We start from the raw sequence: 12,739 nt of genomic DNA on the forward strand, positions 1-12,739 counted from the left end.
TGCTCGCTCTCCGGCGAGTGGCATGTTCATCCGGACATGGTGGGCACGCCCGGTCTCTTCGGGCCGTGCCCGGTTCACCCAGACGCTCCTGGCGATCACTGATCTCGACGACGAAGGGCATCTCGTGGGCACATTCGACACGGTCATCGTCGGCGGACTCGGCTACCAGACGAAGGCGTTGGGCGCCGGAATGCGGCACCTCGTTCCTGGCGATCGCGTGCGAGTCGCCTACAAGTCGCAGTCGGAGGAGGAATACGACTTGAGCTACACGCACCCCTACCTCGAGTTGCCGAGGGCCTACACCGTCCTCGCCATCGAAGAGCTCGACGGCGAGGAGGTTGCGGTTGAGATTGTCGATGGCGTTCTCACGGGCATCGTGGACGCTCCGCTCCCCGCACACTTCGACCGCCAGGGGAGGTCGATCGGCGAATCGAGGTACGTCCCGAACATCGCCGCGAACCCGGAGTGGCAGCGCCGGCGGGAGGAGGCCAGCAAGGCCGTTCAAGACGTTCTGCGCCGAAGGCGACAGCCCGTATCGGAGGGAGACAACGATGAGTAACCCCGAACACGGCCTCGAAGTGCCGCACCGCGTGCTGGCATGGTTCGACGCACTTCCTCGCGAGGAGAAGTTCGAGCGCGCAGGGCACCGTCTCGGCGGTCAGAACAAGGAGCGCCAGAGTATCGGCCTGCCCGGCCACTGCGCGATCTGCGCGGTGTTCGGTCACGTTGTGGCGCATCCTGAGCACGGCTGCGTGGACGTGAGCTGCACACTCCCCGCCGCGGATCACGGGCCGGCGACAGCGCTGTGATCGCTGCTCTGCGGGACGCGTCCTGGCACAACTACCCCGACACCTCCTCCACGAAGAAGTACCACTTGTTCCTCGACGGTGACGCGTTGTCGTTGTGTGGACGCGCGGTGATCGCCGACTTCACCGCGGTGCCGGCCCAGGGCGTCGCAGCGTCGGATCGCTGCTTTCGATCGGAGTGCAAGCAGGGCTGGGCGCAGGTTCAGTCGGAGGAGCGGCGATGATGTGTCTTCGTCCTGCTGTCGCACTCGAGGGGATCGGAGGCCTGTGGTGAGCAGTTCGATCGACGGTCCGGCCCCGCGGCCGTGCGAATCGTGTCCGTACCGGAGCGACGTGCCGTCCGGGATCTGGTCGCCCGGCGATTACGCCAAGCTCGAACGCTACGACGCGGAGACGTATGACCAGCCGCAAGCGGTGTTTCGGTGTCACCAGCTCGGGGTCGAAGACCCCCGTGCCCGCATGTGCGCGGGCTGGGTCGGCTGCCACGGCTGGGAGCTGCTCGCTCTGCGTCTGTGGGCCGGCGACCAGAATCCGCGCACGGACGACCAACTCACAGCGGTGATCGAGTACCGCTCCCCCGTTCCGCTCTTCGCCACCGGCGGCGAGGCGGCGGCGCACGGGATGCGCGACATCGAGAACCCGAGCCCGGAGGCGGTCGCCTTGATCGAGAAGGTCACGCGCCTTCGCCCCGAGGTGCAGCAGGACTGAAGTCCTCGACCGGCCGGCGGCCTCAGCCGCCCATCGACGCGCCGTGCATGAGGATCTCGGTCGCCTGGATCGACTCCCGGGTCGTCTCGACCAGGCCGTTCTTGCGCAGCAGCGACAGGTAGTTGCTGAACGTTCCTCCGCCGATCTCGATGTTCGCCTCCGTGGCGACCTGGGCCCGCGGCGCCGCCGCCGGGTAGGCGTTCATCACCGCTTCGAGCATGCGCGCCGCGCCGGTGGGGAGCACGTCGAGGTAGTGGGCCTGGAGCTCCTGCGCGCTCAGCGGGGGCTGGTTTCGACCGACGAGGTCCCAAGCCTTGTCCGTGAGGGTGACCCCCGCGGAGGTCTCGTCGAGCAGGCCGGCTCTGCGGAGCAGGCTGACATAGTTGCTCCAGGTGCCGCCCTTCTGCTTCAGATGCGCGGCGACCGCCCACTGTCGCTGTGTCAGCCGCAGCGGGGCCATACGTGCGAGCGATTCGATCATCCTGGCCGCGCCCGTCGGGAACTTGGGAACATCGACTCCCTGAGCGCGCGCTGATGCCGGCGCACGGCGGGGCGCCGGCACAGGGGCCGCCGGCCGATTCACGGTGCGCTCCGCTCCACCGGGAGCGGGCTCGAGGTTCTCGGCGACCACGGGCTTCTTGGTCGGCTCGGCGGCGTCCAGAGCGTCGAGCGCGCCGCTCAGCGCCTCGACAGCGGAACGAAGAACCTGGCGGGTCCGATCGGCCGCGACCGCCGATTCGAGCTCGGCGACGCGGCGCTGCAGGCTCTGGACGGTGTTCTCGCTCTCGGTGAGTCGACGCGTGAGGTCGTCGGCGCGCTGGTTCGCGGCGTCGAGGGCCTGTCGTTGCGCGGGTGATGCGCCGCGGGCGCGCCCGGAAGCCCCGGAGACTGTGTCCCGTGCTGCGACGATGTCGGTGGTGATCCGTGCGAGGTCGATGTCCGCGCGAGTCCGTGGCACCTTGCGGATCTCGCCGACCCTCGGGGTGACGTGCGAGTCGAATGTGCGGAAGAGCGGGAACTGCGCACGTGTGAGGATGCCGAGGAAGCTCGGTGACCACACCCAGCCGGTACCGGTCTCGAGGGTCGGCAGCGAGCTGATGACCTCCTTCGCGGTGTCCGAGCTCCGGTCGTTGTTGACGCTGATCCACTCCTGGATCGCCTTGATCGTGCGCGGCCCGGACATGCGAAGGAGCACGACGGTCTCCATGAGGTCGAGCACGCTCTTCGCGACTTCCTGGGGGCGCTGGCTCACGACGGTCATGCCGATACCTCGCGTGCGCCCGCGCTTGGCCAGGTCTTCCATGGCGCCGATCAGGCGCGCGGTGTCCGCCGACTGGCGCTGCGGGATGAGCACGTCGGCCTCTTCGACGACCAGGTGCAGAGGGTCGCGGTTGTACCGGTAGAGGCTCTCGGCGAAGGCGGTCGCGAAGCTGTGCGCCTTGCCCTTGCTCATGTGTGAGAGGTCGATCACCGCGGGGATGCGGTCTTTGACGAGGAGCCGGGCGAGGGCATCGCCGTCGCCCGGCTCGATCTCGATGTCTCCGTGGTCGCCACCGAAGATGGTGAAAGGCAGGCCCGGTCCGTCGCCCGCGGCGTCGGACCGGATTCCGTACCAGTCGCCCTTGACGTCGATGACGATCACGGGCAACCCCATGTCGTACATCCGCTCGACGAGCAGGTGTGTGAAGGAGCTCTTGCCCCCGCCACGGTTGGCCAGCACCGCGATGGTCGCCGTGACGACGTCGAGTGGGAGCTCGACTCCATCGGCGAGCTCGATCACGTCACCTCGGGGCCGACTGGTACTCGCGCGTGTGGTCACGTCGCTGTCCTCTCCGGCGTGGCCCGGCCAACACCTAGTCTCCATTTTAGAGATTTGTCACCGATTCGCAAACCTGGATTGCCCCAGTCTCGCCCGGGCGCGGACAGAGAACCGCCCCGAACCGAGAATCCGATTCGGGGCGGTCGGGCGAGGACTCCGTGAGCTACGCCGCGGGCGGCTCCTGAGCATGCTGCTCGGCGGCGCCCATGAGTGCCGCCTGCACCATCACGTAGTCGGCTGCGTCCACGATCAGACGCCCCTGGCCGGGACGCCAGCGGTCCGGCTTGAGGTGGTACGCCTGCCGGATGGGCTGGCCGACCTGCGGTGAGGCAGCGAGCTGCAGCATCGGGGTCTGCATGGCGCCCTGGAGCGCGGCGTAGAGCGGGGCGTCGAACGACCGCTCGTAGAACTTCTGGTTGTCCGTGATGATGAAGTGGACACCGAGGTCGGCGCCGAGGGCGAGCAGTGCGGCCACCGACAGGCCTCCGACCTTGACCTCGTCGAACGGGCTCTTGTGCATGTAGCCCTCGACGAGCGCGTTGAAGTTGTCGATGAACACGTAGACCTCGGGCCCGCGGAAGAACGTGCGGTTCTGCAGGTCGTCCGAATCGGAGTCGTCGTGCGGTCGCCGCTTGGCCATCATGCGAACGAGCGTCTGGGCGAGCTCGTCGATGTCCTCACGCGAGGTGACGTAACCCGGGCCTCGGGTGCGGACCTTGGTGACGGTGCCGTCCTGCTCGGCGCGCTCCTCGAACTTCGCCCGGCGCATGAAGCCGCGCTCGTAGAGCCGGTCGCGATCGCCGAGCAGCTGGTGCAGTGGGTCGACCACGTAGATGACGGCCTCGTCCGGGGTGTACTGCCGCATCACGGACTCCAGAGTCGTGCGCAGGATGTTGGTGCGGCCGCTCTGCTTCTCGCCGAAGATGAGCAGGTTCTGCGAGTACCAACCGCGTGCGGGATCGATCGTCGGCGTCGGTGCGACGGCGAGCGTGTCCATCCGGAAGCCGAGCGGCAGTAGCGTGGACAGCGGGTGCCGGTCGCGCTTGACCATCGAGGCGATGTGGTCCCACATGAAGTCGTAGTCGATGACAGCCGGCGCCGGAAGAACCGGAGGCACGGGAACGAGGTTGAGCGCCTGCGCCAGGTTGGACGCGATCTCGCGGATCTGCGCGCCGTAGTCGCGCACCTTGAACACCGGCATGCCCTTCTTCATGCTGTCGGGCTGGATGCGGATGTTGATGGGCACGGCCGTGCGCGCCTGCTTGAGCGTGACGGTGTCGACCGAGCGGCCGGGCTGCTCCTCGCCGGGGATGAGGTCGCCAAGGGACATCCGCACCTCGGCCTTGATCCGCGCACCGCTGTAGTCCGTGTTGGGCAGGATGACGTTGCCGGGGACCTCGATCTTGTAGGTCGGAACGTTGCCCGAGCTCCCCGAGGCAGCGTTGTCCGCGGTGTAGACGATGTGCACTCCGACCTTCGCACCGGCGTCGAGCAGGGGGATGAGTCGTTCCGCGTTCTCCGCGCGATCCTCCCCGAGGAAGCCACCGATGCCGTCGATGAGAATGACCATGTAGCCGTACGCATCGTCAGCGACCGGATCGGCCGCCTTCGACTTGAGGTAGTCGTCGACGCTGAACACCCCGCGCTCGTCCATGAGCTCGGTGCGGCGGGCGATGAGCCTGCCGGCCTCGCCCAGGATTCGGTCGGCGGTCTTGGTGTCGTTCGGCCGGGCGTACGCGGCGACGTTCGGCGCCGTGGCGATCTCGCTGAGCTTGCCGGTGCCATTGTCGATCGCCATGAAGGCGAGCCGCTGCGGTCCGTGCTGCAGGGCACCGCAGATGACCATGGTCTGCAGGAGGGTGGTGCGGCCGGACTTGGCTGCACCCGAGACGACGTAGTGCGGGGTGCTGCCGCCGAAGTTAAGCGACCACGGGAGGCGGGTGTGCTTCTCGGGGACGTCGATGTCGCCGATCCGGATTCGCAGGCCCTCGGTCTCCCGCTCGTTCAGGTTGAGGTTGATCAGCGAGAGCGGCTCACGCAGCGAGGGCTTCCACAGATCGAGCACGCGCTCGTCTTCGAAGCGCTCGATCTTCTCGAGGAGCACGTTGGCCATCTTGAGCCCGGTCTCCTCCCGGTTCTCCACGACCTCGCCGTCGACGATGTTCGGGGTGAAGTCCCGCGACGAGAAGAGGGAGAACGGCAGGATCGGGTCCTGGACCGGTGCGTGGTTGTCGCTGCTGAGCTCACCGGTGCTGGTGACCGTCTTCTTGACGTAGGGCGCCTCGTGATGGAACGCGGCGACCTCCACCGGCGCGGCGTCGGTGGTGAACCGGCGGAGGATCTTGCCCTTGAGGCCGCCCTTCTTGCCGACCATCGTCGCGGCGGCATCGGTGCCGATCATCACCGTCGAGTGCGTCGCGCTGTTGACCGCCAGCGAGTAGCGGAAGCTCAGGTGCTGGAGCAGGTCGCCGAGCACAGCCTGGTCGATGAACTGGCTGCACATGACCAGGTGCATTCCCAGCGAGCGGCCGACACGACCGACGCGCACGAGCAGGTCGAGGTAGCCGTGCTGCTCCTTGAGGAACTCGCCGAACTCGTCGATGATGATGATGAGGTCGGGCAGCGGGGGCCAGTCGGGGTCGTTCGGATGCTTCGCCTGCTCTTCGCGGTAGGCGAAGATGTCGTTGCAGCCCTTCTCACTGGTGATGAACTCCTCGCGCCGGGTGACCTCACCGTCGATGACAGCGCCGAGACGCTCGACCAGCTCCGCGGTCTCCTCGAGGTTCGAGATGGAGGCCACGACGTGCGGCAGCTTGTCCATTCCGAGGAACGTCGCTCCGCCCTTGAAGTCCGCGAGGATCAACGCCACCTTGTCGGGGCCGTACATCGCGACCAGCGCGAGCACCACGGCACGGAGGAAGTAGCTCTTGCCGGAACCCGTGCGGCCGGCGATCGCACCGTGCGGCCCGTTACCGTCACGGTTCTCTTCGTAGAAGTTGAGGTAGCTCAGCTCCGGCAGCAGCTCGTCGCCGTTGCGCATGTACCCGAACGGCACTCGGATCTCGTTCGTGTAGGCGTTGGCCGCCCAGACCTTCTTGATGTCGTGGGTCTCGATGTCGGCGATCCCGAGCACCTCGAAGAAGTCCGGGATGTGGTCAGGCTTCTCTTCGAGGGTCGCGCCGGCGCCGTATCCGCGGGGGCGGTAGGGCTGCATCGCCTGGGCGAAGGCCTGAGCGACGGGGATGGTGACGTGGTCGGCCGCCGCGGCGTCGTACTCGTCCTTGGTGGAGACGCGGCCGTTGCGGACCAGGATGCGCGACTTCTCGTCGCTGACGAGGTCGGTGCCGTAGCGGGTGACCAGCCAGGTGATCCCCTTGACGCCGTCCGACATGTTCGCCGGCCAGCTCACGACCTGATCGGGAAGATCGACCACCACCAGGAGGTTAGGAGCGATCACGCCGGCCGGCGCCGCGCCGCCCGCGTTCGCCGCCTTGCGCGCTTCGATCTGCGAGGCGTGCTTGGCGGCGAACTCGTCGATGCTCCGCCACGCCAGCAGACGCGCGCCGACGCCCTGCTCGACGCGCGAGAGATCCTCGGTGTGAGGCAGCCACTTGAGCCACTCCCACGCCTCCGGCTCGTCGGTGATGACACCGATCTCGAGGTCGCCGGGGCGGTGGTTGAACGCGAGGGACATGAGCATCGCGCGCGCCAGTCCCATGCGGGACTCGAGGTCGTCACGGTCGCCGCGGAAGACGTACGCGGGGAACTCGTCGAGTCGGAGGTCGATCGGAGAGTTCGGGACGATCGAGAGCATGTTCATCAGGCGCTGCTGGCGCGCGAGGGTGACGCGGTCGGTCTGCTCGACGATCACCTGCGGCGGTGCTTCCAGGCGCGGGTACATCGGGAGCACCCCGATCCCGACGCGCGTCCGCATCTGGGGGTTCGTCGTCAGTGCCTTGGCGGCGGGCTCTGCCTGCTTGTCCTTGTCCGAGACGACCGATCCCATCTTCCGGTCGGGGTCGTTGAGCACGCTCCACATCTGCTCGGACCCGACGAGCGAGATCAGGTCGGCCGGATTCGGGTAGTTGCCGCTGCGGATTCCGTGGATCGCCTCCCCCTGCTTGTAGATCGCGATCCGCTTCTGGGCGAGCTCGTAGTCGAAGTCCTCGGTGTCGTTCTCGAGCTCCGCGAGGGGGTCGTTGCCTCCGGCGCCACCGCCGAAGCCGAGCAGCATCATCGGCAGCATCATGAGCGGCATCAGGAGCATCATCGGGTTGATGTTGCGGCCGCCGATGGTGAACATCAGGCCGTAGATGCCGATCATGCCGGCGAGCACGATCAGCGGCATCGCGCGGCGCCAGATGGGCCGCTTGTCCGGCGGGGGCGCGGGAAGCGCGGCCGGGATCTCGATCGGCGATGCGTTCAGGGTCACCGGCTTCTTCGGGGTGACACGGAATTCGGTGTACATCGGAATCCTTCTGTCAGGGCTTGGGCGCGCCGGAGGACGGAGCGGCGGAAGGGTCGGCGGACGCATCGGCGGGCGGCGTGGCCTGGGCGGGCCGCCCCTGGTTGGTCGGGGCGAACGGCGTCTGGCGCTCGGCGACGATCGATCCGGTCTTCACCTGGGCGTTCTTGATCGACAGGCTCGGGCCCGGCGTGTACAGGCGAGCCACGGCCCACGGGATCGGAGTGGGCGTCAGGGAATCGAATCCGAGCGCCTTGACAGTGGGGTCGAAGCTCACTCCGCCCGAGCTGTTCGAGGAGACGACCGCGTCGATCGGGTAGCGCCACCCCGTCGGGTCGACCCAGACGAGCTGCTCCTGCGCGACCGAGTCGTCACCGTTGCCGACGACGCGGGCGTAGAACCCGGCGCCGGGGCGCGTCACGGTTGCCGTGGCCTGGTCGGTCGAGCCGTTGTTCGGCACGAGCGTCACCGCGGCGGTGCGTCCCGACTGAGTAAGCGGCATGCGGGGCTTGGTGAAGATCGAGGCCCGCGCAACGAGGTCGCCCCGGGTCTTGGCCCAGTTCCAGCAGATCGCAGAATCGGTGACGAGGGTGGGGACAGAGGAGGGGAACCGTCCGTCGTCGACGAGCTTCACCCGCGGCTGCGCCTGCACGGATGCGGGGTCGTCGACCAGGCGCTGCGCCGAGCCGGTGTTGACCATCATCTGCGCAAGCACGGGCGAGACCTGCTGGACGCCGGTCTTTCCGACGAGGTAGAAGGTGCGTCCGCCCGAGGTCGTGGTGACCGTGAGGACATCGCCGACGTTCGAGCCGGTGACCTTGGTGCTCGGCGTTCCCTGATCCGCCAGCTTCGGCGCCGTGAGCACCGGCGAAGTGCCGATCGCCGTGAGAAGCGAGGAGGAGACGGTGATGGCCGCATCGATCACTGCGGGAGTGAGTCCGAGTGCGGCCTGCGCGGCGTAGTCGTCCCTGCCGATCTCGGCGCGGGTGTCCCGGTAGATCAGCCAGAGCTTGTCGCGATCGTTGGCGGACTTGACCAGGATGGCCCGCGAGTCTCCGAGGTCGGTGCCGCGGTCGAGCAGGTCGGTGCCGGCGATCACGGCGGTAGTGATGTCGCCGGCCTTGACCAGGGACAGTGGAACCGCGGTATCCCGCCAGTCGCAGACGGACCAGACCGCGTCGTCGTCCGTTCGCGGCACGAGGGTCTGCGGCCCGTTCGGAATGCCCATCGGCTCACCGGCCGGCATCGAGGACAGCGTGCTCGCGCTGATCACCTTCGCGTCGGCGGCCTTCCCGACAATCAGGCGCGCGGAGGCCAGGTTGCTGACGGGGTGCATCGCGCCGTTGAACTGGACGAACAGGCCTCCCTCGCGGGTGATCACGATCTCCGAAAGACTTGAGTCCGGCTTCGGACTGAGCAGTCCCACCAGGAAGGCGACCAGGACCAGCAGGATCCCGAGTACGTAGCCGAAGCCCTCCCCGCTGCGGATGCGGGTCTGCGGGGAACCGAGTCCCCGCGGGTCATGCCGCGAGAGCGCTTCATCGAGGCGCAGCAGCTCGCGGATGTACCCCTTGCGGCCTCGCTTGGTTGTCAGATACCAGGGCACGGGCCCCTACCTCCTTCGGTGCGTCGCCGGCGAGAAGCGCCTGGCGTGTCCGTTCGCCGAGCGAGGTTGGCAGCGATCCCTTCGTCCGCGGTGGTGCGGCGCGATCTCCAACGGAGCTCGCACATGGAGGCGAGCAGTGCGCCCGAGTCGCGCGCCCGGGATACGCGCGCGCCGTTCACAGGTGCTGCAGATGTGGCCAGATGTAGCCAAGTGTCGTCAGGTGGTTCTGTCGCACAGCTTGATGCGCCTCACCGCCATCGTTACTCTCTAAAACAGAGAGCGACGAGAAGGAGTGCGCACTACATGGCATCGCCGACATCCAGCGCCCAGAGCGCCGACACCCCTGCTGGTGGAATCGAACACCGTTCGAACGACTCGCTCGCGGCGCGGTCCGACCTGACCGCGGTCGAGCAATCCGACAGCTACATCACCGACGTGGCGCTGGGCGCCGCGATCCGCACACGCCGGCAGGCTCTGGGCGTCCGGCAACATGCGCTGGCCAGCATCGTCGAGATCGACGAGCGGGTCTTCTCGCGCATCGAACGCGGCGAGCGACCGGTCCGCGCGACCGAGCTCCCCGAGATCGCGACCGCCCTGGGCACGACGGCGGACCAACTGATGCGCGTGGCACGGGCGATCACGCGGTACCGCGTGACCGAGCCCGAGGACGCTCGCCGGAGCGCACCACCCGAGAACGCTCCCCCGCGCCCCCGCACCTGGGACGAGCTGCACGCCGATGGCGCCTCGCAGGAGGACCTTCTCGCGGACCGGCTCGGGATGAAGTCCGCGCTGCGGCACTACCAGTCCGAGCAGGCCAACAAGGCGAAGATCGACGAAGCCCAGGCCCAGGCGGAGCAGATCGTCGAAGATGCTGCCGCCAAGGCGGAGCGCCTCGACGCCGAGGCTGCAGCCGAGCGAGACCGGATCCAGGCCGACTTCGACCGCGCCCTCGAGGTGATCCGAAGCCGCGACCCGCGGATTCCGAAGCTCCAGACGTTCGGGCAGATCGCCGAGGAAGCGGCCCGCACGATCGAGTACGCGCGCACTCGTCGGCAGACGGATCGCGACCGCCTCGAGGAGCTGACCGCCGAGCAGGCGACGCCAGCCACGATCGCGACCACCCGGGCGATGGCCGACAGCTGGGACGGCATCGAGCAGATCTCCGAGTCCTTCCGCGACTTCGTGCAGGGCATCGATCCGCTGAGCCCGGTCGCCGAGCGCGACCTGCTCCGATTCCTCCTCGATCGCCTCGCCGAGGAAGTGAAGGGCTCCGACCGCGTCCGCCGGCAGCTGGTCTCAGCGACCATCCGGAACTTCGAAGAGGCCGTGCGCGCGGCGTTCTAGTCGCTGCTCGACTTCGCCGGCACTTCGTCGTCGTCTGGAGACTGCGTGTCTTCACGCGCGACTACGAGAACAGGAGCACCCCATGTACGACGTCCACGTCATCGACGTCGATCACCCCCGCGACGCCGCCGGGCAGGTGCGTATGCGCACCGTCGCCGACACGCTCGACACCGAGCAGCTCGCCACCGCGGCCGGCGTCCAATCGTGTGTCGATGCCCTCACGCGTGACGGATCCTGCGCCATGGCGCGCGATCTGGTCCCGGGTAGTCGCCTCTTCCGCAACACTGCGAAGGTCGCCGCGGCTCTGGAAGCGATCGGCGCGCTGGCCACCGACGCAGCCGTGTTCTGGGTCCATGACACCGCGGCCGGCGCGATGCAGGCCCACCGCCTCACCGCAGCGCAGGTCACGGACGAGCTCACCCGTCGCGGCCTCGTGCAGACGCCCCCGCTGGAGAACATCGCGGACACGGTCGCGCAGATCGCCGTGATCGCGGGAGCTCACGCTGTGAGCACCACCGCGGTCCGGGCAGCGCTTCGCGTACTGGGCGCCCTGGACGACAACGCGTGGGCGGCGCCCCCGCGGGTATCGGCGGCGGGCACGCGCATAACGCTCTCGTGGGTACGCCCGCACGGCAACGGCGCCGGGAGGTACAGCTTCACCGTCGGCGCACACGAAGCCATCCTCGCCCGCACACTGGCCGGCGGCTCGACCACGTCTGCGGTCTCGATCGCGCCCGCTGACGTGGACACGGTGTTCTTGCGGGCGTTCGCCGACGGAGTGTTCCCGGAGATCAGCGAAGAGGCCGACCCCGCGGCCTGACCCGGTAGGCACTCCGGCGCCTTCGCGACTGGCGCATCTCGCCACCTTGCTCTACTCTCTATTTTAGAGAGTACGAGTGTGCGTGGCACAGGTAGCCGGCGCACCTGCGAGATTCGACCGGAGGCAAGCGATGTGCACCGAACACCCGGAAACGCGGGTCTACACACTCGACCCCGACGACCAGGGTTACGGCGACGGCTATCGCTTCGCTGCGCACGTCGCAGGCGACGGAGGCTGCTCCACGTCCTGGCACTTCACCGAGAAGGCGGCGAGCATCGAACTGGCCGCCCGCCTCGAGATCATCGCGCGGGCGTGGGACGAGAAGCTCGCATGGCACGCGGCCGGCGACCGTACTCCCGACGGCGGATACGTGCTGCGGGTGGACGGCGAGCACTTCGTCGCCAGCTACCTCGGCGTTGACCCGGCCGTCCACGAACACCACCTCTTCGTCGGATTCGGCGGACGCCACTTCCAGTGGCGCGACCTGGAGACCGGCGTGGTCCGCGCCAGCAACGACGTCTGGAAGCAGGGTTCCATCCCCGACGCCCTTCGACATCAGCTACCTGACAACGCATCGTGGGTCGAGGAGGCGGCAGCGTGACCGACAACAACCCCATCTCAGAGACCACCGCCCGCGTCGGCGAGCACACCGCGACGGTGCGAGTGCTCGACACCGGATCCGTGAAGCTGACCCCGCGCATGGCAGCTCAGCTCGACAAGGTCCGTCTGGATGAGCTCGAGGCCTTCGGCCGGCTGGACGTCTACCGGCACACCTCGAGCGTGTACGGGCCCGGACAGTACGGGTACGTCACCGTTCTCGTCGGTCGAGACAAGCGCGGCGACCTCGCGATCGCCAATCTCCCTCGCGTTGGCGCGGCCCCGATGCTGCACTCACCCCGGAACAGTCCCATGCCGCGCTTGGGTCGCGAGAAGCGCAGTCAGTATGTCGGGCCGGATCTGGCGCCGGTGCGTGCTCTGTTCGAGGGCAGGTCCTGCTATCTCGAGCCGGGAGGCTACGGCGCGGTCGAGGACGGCTCTCTCGCGGTCGGCGAGCTCGACCCGAACGGCAACGAGGAGCTCTTCCGTGGGCAGATCGCAGAACACGACCGGTGCGACGCACACCTGAAGGAGCTGCTCGAGCTCCCCCGAATCCTGCTGCGAGAGGACTGAC

At 68.0% G+C, this 12,739-nt stretch carries 10 protein-coding genes; 7 read left to right on the forward strand and 3 right to left on the reverse strand.

Annotated elements, in window-relative coordinates; all coding sequences use genetic code 11:
* Positions 1-22: 22 nt before the first annotated feature.
* The 3 genes from BLW32_RS14335 (at position 23) to BLW32_RS14350 (ending at position 1,514) form a co-directional block, all read left to right on the forward strand.
* Positions 23-559 (forward strand): hypothetical protein, encoded by a 537-nt coding sequence (locus tag BLW32_RS14335; RefSeq protein WP_068741698.1) that lies wholly within the window; start codon positions 23-25, stop codon positions 557-559.
* Complete coding sequence (locus tag BLW32_RS14340; RefSeq protein ID WP_139286173.1) at positions 552-809, forward strand: hypothetical protein; 258 nt, start codon at positions 552-554, stop codon at positions 807-809. The genes BLW32_RS14335 and BLW32_RS14340 overlap by 8 nt, the downstream gene beginning before the upstream one ends.
* Positions 810-1,076: 267 nt before the next feature.
* Complete coding sequence (locus tag BLW32_RS14350; protein WP_068742301.1) at positions 1,077-1,514, forward strand: DUF6283 family protein; 438 nt, start codon at positions 1,077-1,079, stop codon at positions 1,512-1,514.
* Between the two features lie 22 nt (positions 1,515-1,536).
* Here BLW32_RS14350 and BLW32_RS14355 read toward each other — a convergent pair whose 3' ends face one another.
* The 3 genes from BLW32_RS14355 to eccB form a co-directional block, all read right to left on the reverse strand.
* Positions 1,537-3,333 (reverse strand): helicase HerA domain-containing protein, encoded by a 1,797-nt coding sequence (locus BLW32_RS14355; RefSeq protein ID WP_068741695.1) that lies wholly within the window; start codon positions 3,331-3,333, stop codon positions 1,537-1,539.
* Positions 3,334-3,496: 163 nt separating this feature from the next.
* Positions 3,497-7,801, reverse strand: coding sequence for an FtsK/SpoIIIE domain-containing protein (locus BLW32_RS14360; RefSeq protein ID WP_068741694.1), 4,305 nt, complete (start codon positions 7,799-7,801; stop codon positions 3,497-3,499).
* Between the two features lie 13 nt (positions 7,802-7,814).
* A complete protein-coding gene (gene eccB, locus BLW32_RS14365; RefSeq protein ID WP_068741693.1) occupies positions 7,815-9,404 on the reverse strand; it encodes a type VII secretion protein EccB in 1,590 nt (529 codons plus the stop codon).
* A gap of 303 nt (positions 9,405-9,707) precedes the next feature.
* Here eccB and BLW32_RS27100 point away from each other — a divergent pair, with 303 nt between their 5' ends.
* The 4 genes from BLW32_RS27100 to BLW32_RS14385 all read left to right on the forward strand — a co-directional run bounded on the left by BLW32_RS27100 (position 9,708) and on the right by BLW32_RS14385 (position 12,738).
* Positions 9,708-10,748: a helix-turn-helix domain-containing protein gene (locus tag BLW32_RS27100; protein WP_068741692.1), complete on the forward strand. Its 1,041-nt coding sequence runs from the start codon at positions 9,708-9,710 to the stop codon at positions 10,746-10,748.
* 82 nt (positions 10,749-10,830) lie between these two features.
* On the forward strand, positions 10,831-11,568 hold the full coding sequence (locus tag BLW32_RS14375; RefSeq protein ID WP_068741691.1) for a hypothetical protein: 738 nt from the start codon (positions 10,831-10,833) through the stop codon (positions 11,566-11,568).
* Positions 11,569-11,698: 130 nt separating this feature from the next.
* A complete protein-coding gene (locus tag BLW32_RS14380) occupies positions 11,699-12,169 on the forward strand; it encodes a hypothetical protein (RefSeq protein WP_068741690.1) in 471 nt (156 codons plus the stop codon).
* Positions 12,166-12,738, forward strand: coding sequence for a hypothetical protein (locus tag BLW32_RS14385; protein WP_068741689.1), 573 nt, complete (start codon positions 12,166-12,168; stop codon positions 12,736-12,738). Before BLW32_RS14380 ends, BLW32_RS14385 begins: the two co-directional genes overlap by 4 nt.
* The last annotated feature ends 1 nt before the right edge of the window (position 12,739 follow it).

It is taken from the genome of Tsukamurella tyrosinosolvens, from assembly GCF_900104775.1.
In the GTDB taxonomy this organism is placed as follows: domain Bacteria; phylum Actinomycetota; class Actinomycetes; order Mycobacteriales; family Mycobacteriaceae; genus Tsukamurella; species Tsukamurella tyrosinosolvens.